The sequence below is a fragment of the Polynucleobacter necessarius genome (assembly GCF_900096765.1).
GTDB lineage: Bacteria > Pseudomonadota > Gammaproteobacteria > Burkholderiales > Burkholderiaceae > Polynucleobacter > Polynucleobacter necessarius_F.
Map to the genome: position 1 here is coordinate 209,327 of NZ_LT615228.1, position 20,869 is coordinate 230,195.

21 protein-coding genes are annotated in these 20,869 nt (G+C 44.6%); 15 read left to right on the forward strand and 6 right to left on the reverse strand.

Annotated elements, in window-relative coordinates; genetic code table 11:
• Window positions 1-13: 13 nt before the first annotated feature.
• The 4 genes from ppsA (at window position 14) to DXE33_RS01125 (ending at window position 5,066) form a co-directional block, all read left to right on the forward strand.
• Window positions 14-2,410 carry a phosphoenolpyruvate synthase gene (gene ppsA, locus DXE33_RS01110; RefSeq protein WP_114638275.1) on the forward strand — a complete coding sequence of 799 codons (2,397 nt, stop codon included), beginning with the start codon at window positions 14-16 and terminating at the stop codon, window positions 2,408-2,410.
• A gap of 122 nt (window positions 2,411-2,532) precedes the next feature.
• Entirely contained in the window at window positions 2,533-3,726 is a 1,194-nt protein-coding gene (locus DXE33_RS01115) for a CaiB/BaiF CoA transferase family protein (RefSeq protein ID WP_114638276.1), read from the forward strand.
• 14 nt (window positions 3,727-3,740) lie between these two features.
• On the forward strand, window positions 3,741-4,673 hold the full coding sequence (locus tag DXE33_RS01120; RefSeq protein WP_114638277.1) for a hydroxymethylglutaryl-CoA lyase: 933 nt from the start codon (window positions 3,741-3,743) through the stop codon (window positions 4,671-4,673).
• Window positions 4,674-5,066, forward strand: a complete 393-nt coding sequence (locus DXE33_RS01125; RefSeq protein ID WP_114638278.1) for a VOC family protein — start codon at window positions 4,674-4,676, stop codon at window positions 5,064-5,066.
• Between the two features lie 27 nt (window positions 5,067-5,093).
• On the opposite strand, the gene DXE33_RS01130 is transcribed toward DXE33_RS01125, so the two are convergent.
• The 5 genes from DXE33_RS01130 to smpB form a co-directional block, all read right to left on the reverse strand.
• Entirely contained in the window at window positions 5,094-5,972 is an 879-nt protein-coding gene (locus DXE33_RS01130) for a proteasome-type protease (RefSeq protein ID WP_114638279.1), read from the reverse strand.
• Between the two features lie 203 nt (window positions 5,973-6,175).
• A complete protein-coding gene (locus tag DXE33_RS01135) occupies window positions 6,176-6,814 on the reverse strand; it encodes a transglutaminase family protein (protein WP_197711957.1) in 639 nt (212 codons plus the stop codon).
• A gap of 17 nt (window positions 6,815-6,831) precedes the next feature.
• Complete coding sequence (locus tag DXE33_RS01140; RefSeq protein WP_114638280.1) at window positions 6,832-7,809, reverse strand: alpha-E domain-containing protein; 978 nt, start codon at window positions 7,807-7,809, stop codon at window positions 6,832-6,834.
• Between the two features lie 13 nt (window positions 7,810-7,822).
• Window positions 7,823-9,235: a circularly permuted type 2 ATP-grasp protein gene (locus tag DXE33_RS01145; RefSeq protein WP_114639680.1), complete on the reverse strand. Its 1,413-nt coding sequence runs from the start codon at window positions 9,233-9,235 to the stop codon at window positions 7,823-7,825.
• Between the two features lie 134 nt (window positions 9,236-9,369).
• Window positions 9,370-9,822, reverse strand: a complete 453-nt coding sequence (smpB, locus tag DXE33_RS01150) for an SsrA-binding protein SmpB (RefSeq protein ID WP_114638281.1) — start codon at window positions 9,820-9,822, stop codon at window positions 9,370-9,372.
• Between the two features lie 25 nt (window positions 9,823-9,847).
• On the opposite strand from smpB, the gene DXE33_RS01155 reads away from it, so the two are divergent.
• The 5 genes from DXE33_RS01155 to DXE33_RS01175 all read left to right on the forward strand — a co-directional run bounded on the left by DXE33_RS01155 (window position 9,848) and on the right by DXE33_RS01175 (window position 15,002).
• Entirely contained in the window at window positions 9,848-10,279 is a 432-nt protein-coding gene (locus tag DXE33_RS01155; protein ID WP_114638282.1) for a type II toxin-antitoxin system RatA family toxin, read from the forward strand.
• A complete protein-coding gene (locus tag DXE33_RS01160) occupies window positions 10,272-10,622 on the forward strand; it encodes an RnfH family protein (protein WP_114638283.1) in 351 nt (116 codons plus the stop codon). The genes DXE33_RS01155 and DXE33_RS01160 overlap by 8 nt, the downstream gene beginning before the upstream one ends.
• Before the next feature lie 58 nt (window positions 10,623-10,680).
• Window positions 10,681-12,156 carry an IMP dehydrogenase gene (gene guaB / locus DXE33_RS01165; protein ID WP_114638284.1) on the forward strand — a complete coding sequence of 492 codons (1,476 nt, stop codon included), beginning with the start codon at window positions 10,681-10,683 and terminating at the stop codon, window positions 12,154-12,156.
• A gap of 25 nt (window positions 12,157-12,181) precedes the next feature.
• Window positions 12,182-13,789 (forward strand): glutamine-hydrolyzing GMP synthase, encoded by a 1,608-nt coding sequence (gene guaA / locus DXE33_RS01170; protein ID WP_114639681.1) that lies wholly within the window; start codon window positions 12,182-12,184, stop codon window positions 13,787-13,789.
• A gap of 241 nt (window positions 13,790-14,030) precedes the next feature.
• Window positions 14,031-15,002 carry an alpha/beta fold hydrolase gene (locus DXE33_RS01175; RefSeq protein ID WP_162785387.1) on the forward strand — a complete coding sequence of 324 codons (972 nt, stop codon included), beginning with the start codon at window positions 14,031-14,033 and terminating at the stop codon, window positions 15,000-15,002.
• Here the strand turns inward: DXE33_RS01175 and DXE33_RS01180 are convergent.
• Complete coding sequence (locus DXE33_RS01180; protein ID WP_162785388.1) at window positions 14,999-15,175, reverse strand: hypothetical protein; 177 nt, start codon at window positions 15,173-15,175, stop codon at window positions 14,999-15,001. The genes DXE33_RS01175 and DXE33_RS01180 overlap by 4 nt on opposite strands.
• Window positions 15,176-15,409: 234 nt before the next feature.
• On the opposite strand from DXE33_RS01180, the gene DXE33_RS01185 reads away from it, so the two are divergent.
• The 6 genes from DXE33_RS01185 to DXE33_RS01210 all read left to right on the forward strand — a co-directional run bounded on the left by DXE33_RS01185 (window position 15,410) and on the right by DXE33_RS01210 (window position 20,851).
• Window positions 15,410-16,165: an enoyl-ACP reductase FabI gene (locus DXE33_RS01185; protein ID WP_114638287.1), complete on the forward strand. Its 756-nt coding sequence runs from the start codon at window positions 15,410-15,412 to the stop codon at window positions 16,163-16,165.
• Between the two features lie 129 nt (window positions 16,166-16,294).
• Window positions 16,295-16,489, forward strand: coding sequence for a hypothetical protein (locus DXE33_RS01190; protein ID WP_162785389.1), 195 nt, complete (start codon window positions 16,295-16,297; stop codon window positions 16,487-16,489).
• A gap of 2 nt (window positions 16,490-16,491) precedes the next feature.
• Window positions 16,492-17,154 (forward strand): CoA transferase subunit A, encoded by a 663-nt coding sequence (locus tag DXE33_RS01195; protein WP_114638289.1) that lies wholly within the window; start codon window positions 16,492-16,494, stop codon window positions 17,152-17,154.
• A 9-nt stretch (window positions 17,155-17,163) separates the two neighbouring features.
• Complete coding sequence (locus DXE33_RS01200; protein ID WP_114638290.1) at window positions 17,164-17,844, forward strand: 3-oxoacid CoA-transferase subunit B; 681 nt, start codon at window positions 17,164-17,166, stop codon at window positions 17,842-17,844.
• Window positions 17,837-18,388 (forward strand): GNAT family N-acetyltransferase, encoded by a 552-nt coding sequence (locus DXE33_RS01205; protein ID WP_114638291.1) that lies wholly within the window; start codon window positions 17,837-17,839, stop codon window positions 18,386-18,388. Before DXE33_RS01200 ends, DXE33_RS01205 begins: the two co-directional genes overlap by 8 nt.
• A gap of 120 nt (window positions 18,389-18,508) precedes the next feature.
• Window positions 18,509-20,851: a DUF3141 domain-containing protein gene (locus DXE33_RS01210; RefSeq protein WP_114638292.1), complete on the forward strand. Its 2,343-nt coding sequence runs from the start codon at window positions 18,509-18,511 to the stop codon at window positions 20,849-20,851.
• Window positions 20,852-20,869: the final 18 nt, after the last annotated feature.

The window sequence follows — 20,869 nt, forward strand, 5'->3', positions numbered from 1 at the left end:
TAGAGAGTATTTTATGTCCAACCAACAGCAACAAAATAGTAGTGTGGCAGATGCCTATGTTTTGCCTTTTGAGCAACTTCGTATGACTGACGTTGAGTCAGTTGGCGGTAAGAATGCTTCCTTAGGAGAAATGATCTCTCAGTTAGCGTCCACAGGCGTTCGTGTGCCAACTGGTTTTGCAACCACCGCTTTGGCATTCCGTGATTTTCTAAAACACAATAACCTGACCGAGCGTATTCAACAGCGTCTAGAGGGTCTGAATATTGACGATGTTCGTGTATTGGCTCAGGCTGGTGCTGAGATCCGTGAGTGGATTGAGACAGCGCCATTTCAACCTAAGCTTGAAGAAGAAATTCGTAAAGCATTTGCTGTGCTAGATGATTCAGGTAAGGGGTCATTTGCTGTGCGATCCTCAGCGACCGCAGAAGACTTGCCAGATGCTTCTTTTGCAGGCCAACAAGAAACCTTCTTGAACGTTGAGGGCATCGATGATGTTCTCAAGAAAATTCGTGAGGTATTTGCTTCCCTCTACAACGATCGCGCCATCTCCTATCGTGTTCACAACGGTTTTGCTCATGCAGAAGTAGCTTTATCTGCTGGCATCCAGCGCATGGTTCGCTCAGATTTAGGCGCTGCCGGCGTGATGTTTACTTTAGATACCGAATCTGGCTTTGAGGATGTAGTGTTTATTACCTCCAGCTATGGTTTGGGTGAGACAGTTGTTCAAGGTGCGGTCAATCCCGATGAGTTTTATGTATTCAAAACTACTCTGGCGCAGGATAAGAAAGCAATCATTCGTCGCTCTTTGGGTTCTAAATTGATTCAAATGCAATTTGCACCTAAAGGATCGGCTGAAAAAGTACAAACGGTTGACGTAGCTCCTGAAAAGCGTAATCGTTTTTCATTGGAAGATGCCGACATTACTGAGTTGGCTAAATATGCAGTGATCATTGAGAAGCACTATGGTCGTCCAATGGATATCGAGTGGGGCAAAGATGGTCAAGATGGACGTATTTACATACTTCAAGCACGTCCTGAGACTGTAAAGAGTCAGGCTGCTGGTCAAGTAGAGATGCGCTATAAGTTAAAGGGTAGCTCTAAGGTATTGGCGAAAGGCCGTGCGATTGGTCAAAAGATTGGTGCTGGTCCCGTGCGTATTATTCGTGACCCTAGCGAGATGGATCGTGTTCAGCCAGGTGATGTCTTGGTTGCTGATATGACCGATCCAAACTGGGAGCCCGTAATGAAGCGTGCCTCTGCGATTGTGACCAACCGTGGTGGCCGTACTTGTCATGCGGCGATTATTGCGCGCGAGCTAGGTGTTCCGGCTGTTGTTGGTTGTACTGATGCTACCGAGCAATTGCAAGATGGCATGGTGGTCACCGTCTCTTGTGCTGAAGGTGATGAAGGTCACATCTATGATGGTTTGATCGAGACTGAGGTAACCGAAGTTTCTCGTGGCGTATTGCCAGAGATTCCAGTGAAGATCACCATGAATATTGGTAATCCTCAGTTAGCGTTTGACTTTTGTCAGATTCCGAATGCAGGTGTTGGCCTGGCTCGTCTTGAGTTCATTATTAATAACTACATTGGCGTGCACCCACGTGCAGTTTTGGAGTATCCAAACATTGATCCTGATCTCAAGCGTGCGGTTGAGAGCGTTGCTCGTGGCTATGCAAGCCCTCGTCAGTTTTATGAGGACAAGTTGGTTGAGGGTGTAGCTACGATTGCGGCGGCATTTTATCCAAAGCCTGTCATCGTTCGTTTGTCCGACTTTAAATCAAATGAGTACAAGAAATTAATCGGTGGATCACGCTACGAACCCGACGAAGAGAATCCAATGTTGGGCTTCCGCGGTGCTTCACGCTATGTCTCTGAAGACTTTGGCGAGGCATTTGCTCTTGAGTGCGCTGCTATGAAGCGCGTGCGCGAAGACATGGGTCTAGACAATGTCGAGATCATGGTTCCGTTCGTGCGCACTATCAAACAAGCCGAGCGCGTCATTAATATGATGGAAAAGTTTGGTCTGAAACGTGGTGTAAATGGTCTGCGCCTCATCATGATGTGCGAGATTCCATCCAATGCCATTTTGGCCGATCAATTCCTCGAGTACTTTGACGGTTTCTCAATCGGCTCCAATGATATGACCCAGCTTACTTTGGGTCTTGATCGTGACTCCGGTATGGAATTGTTGGCAATTGACTTTGACGAACGCGATCCAGCGGTCGAGTGCATGATTGCTCGCTCGATTGAGGCTTGCCGCAAGCAGAACAAGTACGTTGGTATTTGCGGTCAAGGCCCGTCAGATCATCCAGATTTTGCACGTTGGTTAGTAGAGAAGGGAATTACTTCCATCTCGCTAAATCCTGATAGCGTGGTAGAGACCTGGGAGATGTTGGGTAAAAAATAATCCCACAACTTTGAAGTATTCATAGGGCGCATTGATATGCGCCCTATTTTTTGCCCACTACTGAAATGATTGTTAAAAAAGGGTACATTAAGCATATTGCGTAGGTGTTTAAAGGGTGTTGTATGGAGCCGTTATCCGGATTGAAGGTGATTGAAATGGGGCAGCTCATCGCTGGTCCATTTGCCGCCAAAACATTAGCTGACTTTGGAGCTGATGTTGTCAAAATTGAGCCACCTAAAGTCGGAGATGCTCTGCGTAAATGGCGTTTACTGAAAGATGGTACATCCATCTGGTGGCAAGTACAGTCACGTAATAAGCGCTCGCTCTCTTTAGATTTGCGGCAGAGCGAGGCGCAAGATATTGTGCGCACTCTGGCCAAAGATGCCGATATCTTGATTGAAAATTTTCGGCCTGGAACTTTAGAAGGTTGGGGTCTTGATCCGAATGAATTACTGAAAATCAATCCTCGTCTCATTGTGTTGCGCATAAGCGGTTATGGTCAAACAGGACCTTATCGTGATAAGCCTGGCTTTGGTGTTGTTGCTGAAGCGATGGGTGGCTTGCGTCACTTAACTGCTGAGCCTGGAAGGGTCCCCGTGCGAGTGGGGATCAGCATAGGGGACACCTTGGCGTCTCTGCATGGTGTCATTGGCATATTATTGGCAATGCAAGAGCGTCATCACAGTGGTAAGGGGCAAGTGATTGATGTAGCTTTATACGAGGCAGTCTTTAATTGTATGGAAAGCTTGTTGCCAGAGTACAGCGCTTTCGGAGAAATAAGGCAGGCTGCTGGTAGTGCTTTGCCTGGAATTGCCCCCACCAATGCTTATCTATGCTCTGATGGGGGTTATGTTCTCGTTGCTGGTAATGGAGACAGTATCTTCAAGCGCTTAATGAAGCTAATCGATAGAGACGATTTGGGTGGCGACCCTGAGCTAGAGAATAATGATGGACGTGTGAAGCGAGTAGTGGAACTGGATCAGGCTATTGGAGATTGGGCCAAGACCCTCACTACCGATCAGGCTTTGGAAGCCTTGGATTCAGCAGCAGTACCTGCCGGCAGAATTTATACCGTAGCAGATATTGCCAAGGATCCACACTACAGAGCCAGGAGCAATATCGAAACCATTCAAATGCGAGATGGTGCCAGCTTAGATGTTCCTGGGGTATTTCCAAAGTTATCCCGTACTCCAGGCTCTATCAAAACATTGGCTCCGGATATTGGACAGAATACTGAAGAGATATTGCGCAGTATTGGCTTAAGTGAAGCGCAGATAGCCTCTTTAACAGAGCGTGGAATTGCGTTCACTAAATAATCTAAGATAAAAATATGACTAGGATTTATTTTAATGATGTAGTGACTAGAGATGGCTTTCAGATTGAGCCTAACTTTGTTCCCACGGCGGATAAGGTTCGTTTGATCGATGAAATGAGTCAGTGCGGCTTTGCCAAAATTGAAGTGACTTCATTTACCTCGCCTAAAGCGATTCCAATGCTTCGTGATGCGGAAGAGGTCATGGGAAAAATTACACGAGTACCAGGAGTTGAATATACCGTATTGGTTCCCAACCTCAGGGGTGCAGAGCGTGCACTGGAGTCTCGCGCTGATGAATTTAATTTGGTAATGTCCACTTCTGAAACGCATAATCTTGCTAACTTGCGCATGACACGTGAAAAAAGCTTTGCCGGCTTGGCTGAAGTAATTCGTTTTGTCGATGGCAAAACACCCATCAATGTTTCCTTATCGACCAGTTTTGGTTGCCTTATGGAAGGCGATGTGCCTCAAGCCGTGGTTGAGGAATTTGCGAAACGCTTTGCTGATTTAGGGGTAAGGGGTGTTACGATTTGTGACACTACTGGCATGGCTAATCCTGCCCAAGTAAGCGTAATGTCTGAATCCTTGCAACAATTATTCCCTCATCTTCAGCTCACGATGCATTTTCATAACACTCGGGGAATGGGTCTCGCTAATGTATTGGCAGCAGTTCAGTCTGGCATAACCCGTTTTGACGGATCTCTCGGAGGTTTAGGTGGTTGCCCATATGCACCAGGTGCGAGTGGCAATATTTCTAGTGAAGATGCGATTCATATGCTCGATGCAATGGGATACGACACGGGCATTAATATCCCCAAATTACTCAGTTTGGCCCGTGAGTTGCCCGCAATAGTTGGACATACTGTTCCAGGGCAAGTAGCTAAAGCAGGGCGTTCTTGTGATTTACATCCCGCACCTGAATACCTTGCTGATTTACGCGAGGTCTAAATGATTGATCATTTGGATCACTTGGTTTTAACAAGCACAAATGAGTCAGCTTGTATCGATTTTTATACCCGCGTCCTGGGTATGTCCCTGGAGTCATTTATTGGCGGTACCCCACCGGTTGAGCGCAAAGCATTTAAGTTTGGCAACCAGAAAATTAATTTGCACATCAAAGGCAAAGAGTTTGAGCCTAAAGCAAATGTACCCACTCCAGGTTCATTGGACTTATGCTTTATTGCCGATTGCCCACTTGCTGAGGTGATCGCCAAACTAGAGAAGGCGAACTGGCCTATTATTGAGGGCCCAGTTATTCGAACTGGAGCCACGGGAAAAATTAACTCGGTCTATGTTAGAGATCCTGATCTCAATCTCATTGAGATCAGCGAGCCGATCTAAAAACGAGTAATAGCGGGGTAATCCTAATTACACCCGCTTGGCAGGTTTCTTTCTAGCAACTGTAGTCTTCTTAACGGCAGTTTCTTTTCTGGGCGCCACTCTTGCCTTTGATGGCTGATGATGAATAGGGACGGCACCCATTTTTTTAGCTGGCGCTGAGATGGCGCTTGATTTATGGGCTCCACTCCAGCTTGGCTCGGCAATGGAGTTAAAGGCTGAGCGTAACTTTTCGCCCCATAATTGATGAATCATTTGGAAGTAAGGATTGGATTCATCCATCGTGACTAGTTTGCTAGCCGTGAGGGAATTTTTTTCATATACCAATAGATCTAAGGGAAGACCTACAGAAATATTACTATTTAAAGTGGAGTCCATTGAGATCAATGCACACTTGGTAGCAAGATTAAGTGGGGTGTTGTAACTCAGAACGCGATCCAAGATGGGTTTGCCATACTTCGATTCACCAATCTGAAAGTAGCAGGTCTCTGGTGTTGCCTCAATGAAGTTGCCCGCAGAATAGATATTAAATAATCTTGGTCGCTCACCTTTAACCTGACCACCAAAAATTAGATTGCAGTTGAAATCAATACCGGCCTTTTCAAGCGCACTATGGTCACGTTCATAAACTTGTTTGATTGCATCGCCAACCACAACGGCGGCATCATGAGCATTTTTCACGCTCCACAAATTACTGCCATTGAGTAGTTGGCCTTGAAGCAAAATTTCTTTCACGGCTTGGGTAATGGCTAAATTGCCTGAACTCATTAAGGCAAAGAAGCGATCTTTGTCTTTTTGGAACAAGGTCATTTTTCTAAAGGTGCCAATTTGATCTACACCAGCGTTAGTGCGGGTATCAGATAAAAAAACTAGGCCATCTTTTAGGCATAAGCCCACGCAGTATGTCATACCCCAATCCCTTTAAATTTTTTTAGAATTATCGCTGATTTACTTCAGGATAATCTCTGGATGGAGATTGTTGCGCTTAATTCTTCGCCGCCACCTCCTGACCGAACGCCTTTAACTGGCGCTGCAGAATAGTAATCTCGTCCAATCGCGAGGCGAATATGGCGAGAATCTATGATACAAGCGTGCGTAATATCGACGCTGGTCTAAATACCTTTTTCAATATCGCTGCAAAAATCAATCCAAGCATGGCTTGCTAGATTGGGTGATTCCTCTGCAAAGAAATAACCACTTACATAACGAGCTGGAATATTGGATGCACGACAAAGGCTTAACATCATGTGAGCATGATCCTGGCAAACGCCAGATTTCATAGCAAATGATTGAGCAGCAGTAGTAGCAAAATTTGTTTGGCCTGGTGAGTATTCAATAGCGTTTTGAACGGCGGATGCCAGCCTTAAAATAGCATCTACTGAGTTGTTTTTGGGAAGACTTTTAGAAAAGTAGTCCAACATCTCTTCGGTTGGCTCCGTCAGATTCGTTTGCTGAAGCAGATAATATGGGGATACTGCTTTAGGCTCGTCGATGAACTCAAATGCATCTTGGGTGCGCACTTCGCCTTCAGCCTCAATCATCATTGAGGTATAGGGACTTTCTTGCACAAATACGCTACAGGTATTACCAAATGTATCCATTGAGTTGGACGCTTTGATAGGAGTGCTAATTCTCCATTTCTCAATTTCCTGCCCAGCAACGTTTGGTGGTGTGAGACGCAGCTCTTGAATAGAGTAACGGACGGGTGTCTCGTAACGATATTCGGTGCGATGGCGTATCTTGAGGTGCATATATTTATCTTTAGATCTTAGGCCACAGCCAATGGAATGAGGTAGGCGCTACTGAATTCATCGGCAATATGATTAACGCGCTCTAAGAAGGCTTCGATAAACTCCTCTAAGCCTTGTTCAAATACTTCATCGATATCAGAGTAATCTAGACTTGCCTTCAGTTTTCCTAGCAAGCGCTCAATTTCTTTAGATTGTTGGTTCTTAACTTCGGAGATCAAGGGAATTAATTCGTTAACGCAGCAGACTAAAGAGCGCGGCATCTGCTTGTTAAAAATGAGCAGCTGCGCTACCTGCTTGGGGGTTACTTGATCGGAGTAAATCTGACGGTAAATCTCAAATGCAGAAACAGAGCGCAAAAGAGCAGCCCAATGATAGAAGTCAAAGAAATCACCATCAGTTCCATCCTCAGGGGTTTTATCGGCACCCAATACCTTGAGAGTCGGCTGATCTTCATATTTGGTCTCCAAGATACGTGCGGTATTATCTGCGCGCTCCAGTAAGGTTCCTACATTAATGAAGTAGAAGGCTTCATTCTTGAGCATGGTTCCATACAGAACGCCCCTAAATAAGTGGCAACGATGTTTTACCCACTCCAGTAGCCTGCTAGGGTCTGCTTGATGGCGCGCTTCTAGAATACGTTGCAGTTCAAGCCAAGTGGTATTTTGGGTTTCCCATACCTCGGATGTAATTTTTCCACGAATGACACGAGCATTTTCCCGAGCAGCAAATAGGCAGGACACAATGCTGGATGGATTGCTAGTTTCATAAATCATGAAATCCAATACATTTTCACGATTAATCACAGCGTACTTTTGAAGAAAGGCATCTTCAAGCTTGGAGATGGTTAATAATTTTTTCCAGCTTTGCTCTAAAAATTCAGTGGGCTGTGGCAGTAGTGAAGTTTGGTGATTAACGTCAAGCATGCGTGCGGTATTATCTGCGCGCTCGGTATAACGAGCTATCCAATAGAGACAATCTGCGGTACGACTTAACATGTTTACTCTTCCCTTATTCCTCTAGCACCCAGGTATCTTTAGTGCCACCACCTTGAGAGGAGTTCACTACTAAAGAACCTTCTTTGAGTGCGACCCGTGTCAATCCGCCTGGAACCATCTTGATGGTTTTTCCTGAGAGAACAAATGGCCTTAAATCAATATGTCTTGGTGCAACGCCAGATTCCACAAAAGTGGGGCAAGTAGAAAGGGCAAGCGTAGGTTGTGCAATATATTTATCTGGATTAGCAACGAGATGAGCTCTAAACTCCTCAATCTCCGCTTTGGTAGAGGCTGGGCCCACTAGCATGCCGTAGCCACCTGCACCATGAGTCAGCTTGACGACAAGTTTCTCTAAATTGGCGAGCGTGTATGCCAAATCATCGGCTTTGCGGCACTGAAAGGTGGGAACGTTATTCAGAATGGGTTTTTCGCCAAGATAAAACTCAATCATCTCTGGGACATAGGGATAGATTGACTTGTCATCCGCGATGCCGGTACCAATCGCATTTGCTAAGGTGACATTACCCGCGCGATGTGCGGACAGCAATCCCGCAACACCCAAAGTTGAATCTGAGCGGAAGGCGAGTGGATCTAAGAAGTCATCATCTACGCGACGGTAAATCACATCGACTCTCTCGGGTCCTTGAGTGGTTCGCATGAAGACCTGCTCATTCTTCACAAACAAGTCTTTGCCTTCCACCAATTCGACGCCCATTTGCTGAGCTAGGTAACTGTGCTCAAAGTAAGCAGAGTTGTACATGCCAGGCGTCAGTACTACGACATTAGGTTTTTTGACGTCATCAGGCTTCACGGACTTTAAGCGCTCCAGCAAAAGATCTGGGTAGTGCTCTACCGGTGCAATACGATATTTTTGAAAGAGATCAGGAAAAAGGCGCATCATCATTTTGCGGTCTTCAACCATGTAAGACACGCCTGATGGCACGCGCAAGTTGTCCTCTAGGACATAGAACTCGCCTTCGCCGGCTCGAACAATATCAATACCAGCGATTTGTGCATAGATGTCGCGCGGAATGCTGACGTTGCGCATTTCCGGGCGATATTGCGCGTTGTTATAAATTTGTTCTGCAGGAACAATACCAGCCTTGATAATTTCTTCATCGTGATATACGTCGTAGATAAACCGGTTTAGGGCTTTAACGCGTTGACGCAAGCCTGCTTCAAGCTGCTCCCATTCTTTCGCTGTAAAAATGCGGGGCACCTGATCAAATGGAATGGTTCTCTCTGAACCAAGGTCATCACCATAAACAGCAAAGGTAATACCAACGCGTCGAAAGATTAGGTCTGCTTCAGCCCGTTTGAGACCCATAAGAGTATCGCTCTGCTGCTTTAACCAGTTATGAAAAATTTGGTAGTGGGGACGCGCTTTTCCTGCGGCGTCGAGCATTTCGTCAAAAGGCAATTTCATAACTACAAAACTAATGCCTTTAGAAAAACGGGATTCATGAGTTTGTTGCGGCTTGGTGCCATAACGCACTAAATTAGTGCAAAAATGCTACGACATGCTAGGTCTGCTAGACAGTTTTGCAAATTCAGACGCATTTAAGCGTTTAAGTCGCCCCTGGCGATTCTGCCTTTTTGTACTTCCCACTCGCGCTCTTTAGTGGCTGCGCGCTTGTCGTGCTGTTTTTTGCCTCTAGCTAGACCAATCTCGCATTTGACATTTCCTTTGGAGAAATGCAGATTCAGCGGTACTAGTGTGTAGCCCTTTTGCTCTACTTTACCAATGAGTTTGCGGATTTCGATTGCATTTAGCAGGAGTTTTCTAGTGCGAGTGCTATCTGGGACGATATGCGTAGAGGCTGATAGTAAGGGGGTGATGTGGCAACCAATCAGGAAAAGCTCCGCCTTGCGAATGACTACATACGCTTCTTTGATATGCACACGACCTGCGCGAATGGCTTTTACTTCCCAGCCCTCAAGCACAAGCCCAGCCTCAAATCGTTCCTCGATAAAATAATCAAAGAAGGCTTTTTTGTTATCGACGATACTCATATTTATTTAGCTTCCAAGATCGATTATGGCAGACGTCTACAAGACCGTTTTAATTGGCCAGTCCGCTGACCGTATGTATGGTCTGGTGACTGATGTAGCGAGATATCCTGAGTTTTTGCCTTGGTGTGGCGGGGTTGAAATCTTCGAGCAGACTGAGACTGTGCTGGACGCCAAAATCAACATCAGTTTTAAGGGTATTTATCAGTTCTTTCATACCCGCAATGTCAATCATCGTCCCGAGACCATTGATATGGTTTTTGTCGACGGCCCGTTTAGACATTTTTCGGGACAGTGGAACTTCATTCCTTTGCGTGAAGATGCCTGCAAGGTGGAATTTAAGTTGCACTGGGAATTTAAGAGCATCATCCTAGACAAAATCATTGGGCCTGTCTTTGGGCATATTGCAGGAACCTTTGTAGATTGCTTTGTAAAGCGCGCAGAAGAGCTTTATGGCTGATCAAGTTCTGAATATCTGGATTTGTGATGCTAGGCAGGGTAAGCCGGTGATAAGTCCGTTTGAGCTCCATTTTGCCTCTGATGAGCAACCTACTGTTGGCTTGGCAATTACTCAGGCAGCAATAGCCTTGGGGCCAGAAGATTCCGTATTGGCTCGAAAGGGCTGTTTTGGGGTTTTTGGGAAGCGCAAAGAATGGGATAGCCCAATTTATGCTGGTGACCGTCTTGAGCTCTACTCACCCTTGTTAATTGACCCCAAGGCCGTCAGACGCAAGAAGGCTAACCAGAACCAAGACGCCAAATTCCAGGCCGCGGCAGCCAAAAGGAAGGCTAGGAGGCTATAATCTGATCTGTTTTTGCGACTAGGGGTTTTCTAGGCTAGGGGTTTTCTAGGGGTTTTGCATGCGACTCATTCAAAAAGCACTCACTTTTGACGATGTGCTCCTCGTACCGGCTTATTCTGCGGTACTCCCTCGAGATGCCAGCTTGGCAAGTAAATTAACTCGAGATATTTCCTTAAATACACCTCTGGTGTCTGCTGCGATGGATACCGTCACAGAAGGTCGGCTTGCAATTGCTATGGCTAGTGAGGGTGGTATTGGCATCATCCACAAAAATTTAAAGCCTGCAGATCAAGCACGCGAAGTTGCCAAAGTAAAACGCTATGAGTCTGGTGTATTGCGTGATCCAATTACCATCGGCCCGGATGTTACTTTGCGTCAAGTTATTCAACTTTCCCGCGAGCATGGGTTCTCGGGCTTTCCAGTTTTAACTGGAAAGGAAGTGGTTGGAATCATTACAAACCGCGATTTGCGTTTTGAAGAAGATTTAGACGCACCAGTAAAAACCAAGATGACTCCACGTGAGCGTTTGGTGACTGTGAAAGAAGGATGTTCATTAGATGAAGCAAAACGCTTAATGAGTCAACACAGACTCGAGCGTGTTTTAGTGGTCAATGACAACTTTGAATTACGTGGTCTGATTACTGTTAAAGATATTCTGAAAGCTACTGAGCATCCGAATGCCTGCAAAGACAGCGAAGGTAAGTTACGTGTTGGAGTAGCTGTAGGTGTTGGCCCTGATAATGATGAGCGCATTGAACTCTTGGTGCGTGCTGGTGTAGATGTCATCGTGGTAGATACTGCCCACGGCCACAGCCAAGGTGTTTTAGATCGTGTGAAATGGGTCAAGAAAAATTACCCTCACGTGCAAGTCATCGGCGGAAACATTGCAACTGGTGATGCAGCAAAAGCATTAGCTGATCATGGTGCTGATGGTGTAAAGGTGGGTATTGGCCCCGGCTCAATTTGTACTACCCGTATTGTTGCTGGTGTGGGTGTTCCACAAATCACTGCGATCGTGAATGTGGCAACCGCATTGAAAGGCACCGGCATTCCATTGATTGCTGATGGTGGCGTGCGTTACTCTGGTGATGTGGCCAAAGCATTGGCTGCAGGTGCAAGCTCTGTCATGATGGGTGGTATGTTTGCCGGCACTGAAGAGGCTCCTGGCGAAGTATTCCTTTATCAAGGACGTTCATACAAGAGCTATCGCGGCATGGGCTCTTTAGGCGCGATGGCAGATGGTTCTGCTGATCGTTATTTCCAAAGCGATATCGTTGCTAATGCTGAAAAACTGGTTCCCGAAGGAATTGAGGGTCAAGTCCCTTATAAGGGTAGTGTTTTGGCAATTTTGCATCAGCTCACTGGCGGCATTCGTTCTTCAATGGGTTACTTGGGTTGCAAGACGATTGCCGAATTGCATGAAAAAGCGAATTTTGTTGAAATCACTTCTGCGGGTGTGCGTGAGTCACACGTTCATGATGTGAAGATCACGAAGGAAGCGCCCAATTACCACATTAATTACCACATTGATTAAGACTTTAATTAAGACTGTTTCTTACGTGCACGACAAAATACTGATTCTCGACTTTGGTTCACAAGTAACTCAATTAATTGCTAGACGTGTACGTGATGCACGAGTGTATTCCGAGATCCATCCCTATGATTGTGATCCTGAGTTCATTCGTAAATTCATTCAAGAGCAGGGTGGCAAAGGCATCATTTTGTCTGGTGGTCCATCTTTAGTTACTGAAGAAGGTAGTCCTCGTGCTCCGCAAATCGTATTTGAATTAGGAGTTCCCGTTTTAGGTATTTGCTACGGAATGCAAACCATGGCAACCCAATTAGGTGGTGCAGTAGCATCTGCTGAGTCGCTCGGTAAAGCGCGTGAGTTTGGCTATTCAGAGGTGCGTGCGCATGGCCACACTGATTTGCTGAAAGGTATTCAGGACTTTTCTACTGGCGAAGGTCACGGCATTCTCAAGGTCTGGATGAGTCACGGTGACTCAGTAACGAGTATGCCGTCAACTTTCAAGTTGATGGCTTCTACTGAGTCTTGTCCTATTGCCGGTATGGCAGATGAAGAGCGTCGTTTCTATGCATTTCAGTTTCATCCAGAAGTTACTCATACTATTCAAGGCACAGCTATTCTTGAGCGCTTTGTTCATCAGATTTGTCATTGCAAGCCCGATTGGGTAATGGGTGATTACATTGCAGAAGCGGTTGAAAATATTCGTAAACAAGTTGGGGATGAAGAAGTCATTCTTGGCTTATCAGGCGGTGTAGATTCAAGTGTTGCCGCAGCGTTGATCCATCGTGCGATTGGCGACCAGTTGACTTGCGTCTTTGTAGACCATGGCCTGTTACGTCTCAATGAAGGTGATCTGGTGATGGAGATGTTTGCCAGAAATCTTGGCGTCAAAGTGATTCGCGTTGATGCAAAAGACACCTTCATGGGTAAGCTTGCAGGGGTTTCTGATCCAGAGGCTAAACGCAAAATTATTGGTAAAGAGTTTGTAGAAATTTTCCAAAGTGAGTCTGGAAAAATTAAAAATGCCAAATGGTTAGCACAGGGCACGATTTATCCAGACGTGATTGAGTCTGCGGGTAAGGGCAAGAAAGGTGCGCATACCATTAAGAGTCACCATAATGTTGGCGGTTTGCCTGAGGATATGCATCTCAAGCTTCTTGAGCCACTGCGTGAGCTCTTTAAAGATGAAGTTCGCGAACTTGGTGTTGCTCTCGGATTGCCACGTGAGATGGTCTATCGTCACCCCTTCCCGGGTCCTGGTCTTGGTGTACGTATACTGGGTGAGGTTAAGGCTGAGTATGCAAGCTTGCTTCAGCGTGCCGATGCAATCTTTATTGAAGAATTGCGAAATACGATTGATGAGATTAGTCAAAAATCTTGGTACGACCTCACTAGCCAAGCATTTGCAGTGTTCTTACCCGTCAAATCTGTAGGTGTAATGGGCGATGGCCGTACTTACGAATATGTTGTGGCCCTCAGAGCAGTCCAGACGCAAGACTTTATGACTGCACACTGGGCTCACTTGCCCCATGAATTACTCGGCAAGGTTTCTAATCGCATCATTAATGAAGTGCGTGGAATCAATCGCGTGGTATATGACATCAGTGGAAAACCGCCAGCGACGATCGAGTGGGAATAAAAAATCCACCTTAGTAATTTAATTATTGAGAAATATCCCTCTTCAAGTTTTTGTTACTCGTTCCCTATGGATTGATTTCATTGACTTAACAAGTGAAATCTTCTTTAAATTGATTTTAGTAATACTGTCATCAGCATTCTTTACAGTTGGAATGTTGAGGTTGATTGATTCCTCAACTTACTAATGTGAAATGCTGATGAAGAAAAAAATATTTGATGTCCTTATAAGTATTAAGGCTCGGTTGTCTAGATTGTTTAAGGCAGCAGAGTCAGATTGTCAACAGCCAGTCGCCACTCCTCCTGTAGAGCCTTTAGCGCCTGTAGCAAACGAGGAGACCGTCAATACTCACAATGAAGAGTTTGAAGCTGCGCAAAAGAGTCCGTTAATTACGCGTCTGATCAGTACTAAAGCTGCCAAAGTCTTACAAGAGACCCGATACTTTCTAATTGAGAACCAAGTAAATCCTAGAAAAATTGCCTATACCGTATCAGGGGATCTAGATGCAGAAAATATTTTGATCTGTTTACCGGGTCTACTGGAAACCAAAGCATCTTTTGCAGTAATTCATGCTTACTTTTTGAGGTTTGATAACTGCAAGGTGATCAGTGTTGATTTTTCTGGTAGAGGTGACTCTGACTATATTGGCAGTGGCGATTACAAAATGTCCTTATATCTATCAGATATAAGCGAGCTCATTCGAGGTGTGGCACTGGGTAAAGAAAAAATGCGTCAGCGAATAACGATACTAGGCACCAGTATGGGTGGTGTATTGGCCATGTACCTTACCCAAATTTTTGGCAAAAAAATTGATGGGATCATTTTGAACGACATTGCGCTTACAGTTAATTGGGCCTCACTATATGCGCTTTATAAATCAATGAGGAATGAACTAGGATTTAGAGAGACGCGTGAATTAGCAAAAGAGCTAAGTGTTGATCAGAAAGCTATTTCTGATGCTCAACTTCCCAGTCATTTTGATCTTTCCTATCAGGCGGATATTTGGGGTATGAATTTTCATGAATCTCTTGAAAATTTCAAAGGAAAGGTAGCGCTTATTTACGGAGCTGACTCAAAGATTTGCACAAAGCAGCGCGTACAGGACGCTAGAAGCTATATCCCCCACATGCAAACCCTTGAGGTTCCAAATGCAGGTCATCCAGCGCCATTTAATTTGTTAGTTTGCGACTTTATTCAATCTCAAATGGGCGTTTAATCCTCAGGTGGTTTTTCTAGGCGATAGAGTCCATTTTTTAATTCAGAAATCGTCTTGCCAAGCTCAGAGAGCACTTTTCCTTGTCTCCTCTCAATTGCTTTCTTTTTGGCCTTGAGTTCTTCACTGCAGGCCATCTCTTCGGCTTCTAGATTTTTGTCTTTCGATAGATTCATAAAAGTGATTCCAAAAAAATCCCAGCCTGAGCTGGGATAAGTCGTCGTGACAAGGAGCATTTCTTATGGAAAGCAGGATCATCATCCATTTTGAATGTGGCAATTTGATGAATCTTGAATCATTTTTTTTACACGGAATGCATCAGACACTCATTTTGGATCGAGATTTGCACGCCTTCAAACTGTCATACTCTTTGGTCAAGATTGATGTGGGTAAATTTAGATAGGACTGCAATGTTAAAGGGTAAAAGAGGTTTGGTTTTTGGTGTTACAAACGATAAAAGTATTGCTTATGCTGTAGCAAAAAAGTTATCTCTAGAGGGCGCTGAAGTCATTGCTACCTGCTTGAACCAAAAGGCCTACGATGCAATTGCTCCTTCTATGATGTCAGAAGGTATTCGCATTCAGGCATGTAATGTGGAAGAGCCGGATCAGTTAAAAGTGTTTATTGACTTTGCTCTGCAACACTTAAACCAATTTGATTTTATCGTCCACTCTATCGCATGGGCTCCCTTGGAAGATTTACATGGCCGTGTAATTGATAGCTCGAGTAATGGATTTGCTCGCGCAATGACCATCTCTTGTCATTCGTTCGCTCAAATTGCACATCTCTGTGTGCCGTACATGAAACATGGTGGCAGTCTAGTAACGATGAGTTATTTGGGGGCTGACGAAGCGGTCCCCCACTATGGATTAATGGGTCCTGTTAAGGCGGCCCTGGAGTCATTGGTTCGATATATGGCCTTAGAGTTGGGTCCATCAGGGGTACGTGTTACTGCAGTGTCGCCTGGACCCATATTAACGAGGGCTGCCTCAGGCATTGAAGGATTTGATGACTTGATGAGACGTGCAATCGAAAAGGCGCCATTGGGAAGACTAGTTACTACTGATGAGGTAGCAAACCTGACGGCTTTCCTATGTGATGATATATCTAGCGGGATGACAGGCCAAACCATTTACGTTGATGGCGGATGCCATGCAGTGGCTTAACAATGTTGCCAGAAAATTCTCTGACCGATCTTCATTTAAATGAAGATATTCATGAATTGAATATTGAAATTGTTCGATTAGCCTATTTTTTTAAACATTGATCTTGAGAATGAATCTGAAGTAGATCGCTTGCTTAGTAACAATTTGCCTGACGATCATGAACATTTTCACAAGCTGGCCACTTTGAAGGGCCTGATTTTGTTGAGAGGCCATATTCATGCGCTACGTGCTGAGCATGGCGTACCTGATGACAAGAGCCCATTGGATGAAAATGTATTTCAACAATTGCACTTAAGTCATTTTGTATCAAAGAAGGAGAATTAAAAATGAAAAAGGCTGTTCCTGTTGAAGAGCTGGTTGCTAGGATACCCTCTGGTTCTACTTTGATGATTGGCGGATTCATGGGAATTGGTACACCACATCGAATCATTGATGCTTTAGTTGCTACAGGTACTGGTGAGTTGACGGTCATTGCAAATGATACTGGGAAGCAGAATTATGGAATCGGAAAGTTAATCTCTAGTGGGCAAGTAAAACATGTGATTGCAAGTCATATTGGTCTTAATCCTGAGACTCAGTCAAAGATGTTTTCTGGGGACATTACCGTTGATCTTGTTCCCCAAGGAAATCTTGTTGAACGTATTCGTGCCGCTGGATTTGGTTTGGGCGGCGTCTTAGTTAAAACGGGTATTGGCACATTGGCTGAAGAAGGAAAGCAAAAGGTGGACATCAATGGAGAGCAGTGGTTATTGGAGCTACCAATTTTTGCTGAATTTGCTTTGATTCATGCTCATCAGGCTGATTATCTCGGTAATCTTGCATATCAATTAACGGCTACTAACTTCAACCCTGTAATGGCAATGGCTGCATCAACAGTGATTTGTGAGGCGAGCGAAATCGTTCCTGTCGGCATGATTACACCAAATGATGTAGTAACTCCAGGCGTTCTGGTATCAGAGCTAGTGGCAATGCCGCATCGTCATCATTAGGAAAAGCATATGATTAAAAAATTGTTACCCAATGAAGTAATCGCTATGCGAGTTGCACAAGAACTTTCTGATGGTATGTTGGTAAATCTTGGCATTGGATTGCCTACCCAAGTGACCAAATATTTGCCTAATGGAATGCTGGTTTATTTGCAGTCTGAAAATGGACTTATCGGCTTAGGCGCAAGACCGCCAGAGGGAATGGAGGACGAAGATTTAACCGATGCTGGTGGGGTCTCTGTCATGGCCATACCTGGTGCCACAAGAATAGACTCGGCACTGTCATTCGGGTTGATTCGGGGAGGCCATTTGGATAGGACGGTATTGGGCGGATTGCAAGTTGATGCTCGCGGAAGATTAGCCAATTGGATGATTCCCGGGAAAATGGCGCCCGGTACGGGCGGCGCTATGGATTTGGTAACGGGTGCCAAGAGAGTGGTGGTGGCTATGCAACACGTTGCAAAAGGGGAGCCCAAGATTCTTGAGGAATGTACATTGCCCCTGACATCAACTAGACCAGTTAGTCTAATAGTTACTGAATTGGCAGTGATAGAGCCAACGGAAAATGGCTTAGTGCTACGTGAATTAGCGCCAGGCGTTTCTACTGATGAGGTAATCAATGCCACAGCTGCAAAATTGATTGTTGCTGAAGATTTAAAGCCAATGCCTATTATGCGAGATAGTAATGAGTGACTTAGAGATGAAAAATGAGGCCTTAAATTCCCAATTTATTAGGGTGTGGCCCTTGGTTCATGGCGGTGAGTACCAAATCAGACCAATTACAAATAGTGATCGCAGCGCTGTCTTAGATTTATTCGATCACCTGTCCTTAAAAAGTCGGTATTTTCGGTATGCGCATGCTATGTCGACACTGCCTAATGATTTATTAAATCAAATTATTAGCGCAACAAGAGTTAATGATTTTGCATTGGTCGCTATAGTGCAAAAGCCAGGTGAGCCGGAACGTCTGGTAGGAATTTCACGCTACGTTAGAGATGATCAAGGTTCTCAAGGTGAATTTTCTCTGTCGGTCAGTGATGATTTTCACCATGAGGGAATAGGTTCGCATTTGATGCAAGGCATTTTGGATTGCGCAAAATTAAATGGCTTAACTCAAATATACGGATATGTATTAAAAGAAAACCAGGATATGTTAATTCTCATGCGTCATTTGGGGTATGAGTTACATACTGATGAAGATGACTCAAAGATGTATATAGCGAGCCATCAGACATAAAAAATATGTAATAAATATGTCGTAATACTGTCATATTCAATTAGTCATAAACATTACACATATTTGTCATGCTAACTCTCTAGAGTATTCAATGAAGCTCTAACAACTTTGGGGAACAGCATGATCGAATTCAATCAATATAACCCTATTTCATCTTTGCAAAATTTGCTCAAGAGAAATATGGATGCAGCTGAAGTTGTAAAAAAGGAGCAGCAACAGGCTGTCCATAAAATCTCAGAATTGGCCACACTCAATCTTCGAAAGATGCAGGAGATTGCGCTGGGTGAGCCCAAAAAAATTGAGCACGCTTTGGACAGATCCAAGGAAAGCACTCAGAGTTTGCTTTTTTCTAATCCGGTGGAAATGTGGAAATCCTGGAATGAGTACCTAACCGACTCCAATCAGCGTAAGGCTTTGGTTTTTGAGACCTTACGTAAGCGTGGCAACATTTATGTTGATCACGTTGAGTCTGGTATGCCGCCGGTCTTAGATTTTAAGTATGAAATCATTATGGATGGCAAGGATTTAAGCTCTCCAGTCAATTACCTCTTATTGAAAATTGTTCCTCCACAAGGTGTAACTATTGACGAAGGACGTGCGCCAGTCATGATCATTGATCCTCGGGCTGGTCATGGTGCAGGTATTGGCGGCTTTAAACCAGATAGTCAAGTGGGGGATGCTTTTGCTGATGGGCATCAAGTCTATTTTGTTGCATTTAGACCGATGCCAGAGCCAGGGCAAACTTTGGCAGACGTTTGTGATGCTGAAATCATGTTCTTGCAGGATATTATTTCGCGTCATCCAAACTCACCAAAACCTATTGTGGTGGGCAATTGTCAGGGTGGCTGGGCTGCAATGTTACTGGCAGCATCCGCACCCCAGTTGGCTGGTCCCTTGGTTTTGAATGGCTCCCCTATGTCATATTGGGCTGGAAAAATAGGTGAGAATCCTATGCGCTATACCGGTGGAGTTAAAGGTGGGGCTGTGCCTGCACTGTTTTTAGCTGATCTAGGCAATGGCTTATTTGATGGCGCAAATTTAGTAGCTAACTTTGAGTCTTTAAATCCCAGCAATAGCTTCTTTGGTAAGTATTACAACTTATATGCCAATGTTGATACAGAAGCACAGCGATTTCTTGATTTTGAAAAGTGGTGGGGCGGCTATTGCTTTTTAACTGAATCAGAGATGCGATGGATATTAGATAATCTCTTTATCGGTAATAAATTAGCTAGTGGTGACGCAGTCTTGGGATTAGATAGGATTGATTTAAAAACCATTCAATCCCCAATTATTGTGTTCGCCTCTCATGGAGATAACATTACGCCTCCTCAGCAAGCTTTAAATTGGATTCCAGATCTATATGCTAGCGTCGAGGAGATTAAAGCGAGAGGGCAGCGTATTGTCTATATGCTGCATGATTCAATTGGCCACTTAAGTATTTTTGTGTCCAGTGAGGTTGCCGGTAGAGAGCATGTCGCTATTACCGATACTGTCAGAGCAATTGAGGCACTTTCTCCAGGTTTATATGAGATGAAGCTCGATGACGAAGAGGATCGACTTCATATCAGATTTGAGCCTAGAGGTATGGGTGATATTTTGGCTCTGGGTGATGGTAGGGACGATGAGGAGCTATTCTCCGAGGTCGCTGAAATGTCTAATATCAGCACGGCCATCTATGATCGATTTGTTCGACCAGTTGTCAAGAATGTAGTAAGCCCTGAAGCGGTAGAGCTGATGCGTGAATCACATCCTTTGCGCACTCAACGACTGATTTTTTCGGATAAAAATCCATTGATGCCAATGATGGATAAAGTAGTTGAGGGTGTCTCACAAGAAAGAAATCCTGTGAGCAAGAATAATCCCTTCTTGATGGCAGAAAAAATAACAACTACCTTAGTTGAAACGCAGCTGAATCTATATCGCAATATGCGGGATGCGATGACAGAAACCCTTTTCTTTTCCATCTATACCTCCCCATTCATTAAAGCTTCGATTGCGCCAAAAGGTGTTGAAGTGCCGAAACGTCATCATGTGGATGTACGTCAAATGCCAGAAGTACATTCAGCCCTATCAAGCATTGAGGAAGGCGGATTGGCCGAGGGCGTAGTGCGGATATTGCATTTATTAAATAGTGCACGTGGATATGTAAGACGAACACGCTTAGAACGTGAATTAATTGCGTTGGGACATTCCGCACTATTTCCAGATATGTCTCATGAGGATATTGTGAAATTAGTTCACCAGCAATCCATGATTGTTGATTTTGAACCAAATAAAGCATTCGATACCTTGCCGATTCTTCTAAATACTGTTGATAAGCAGAAAAAAGCGCTAGCACTGGTAATGGATATTGCAGGGCCTCGCGAAACAATGCACCCATATGTTTTGAAAATGTACGGCCAAATTGAAGAGATGCTGTCTAAAAAACACCATCGGCCAAAACAAATCGAGCAATCAGAATGAATTTGTCAGAGTCTGGTT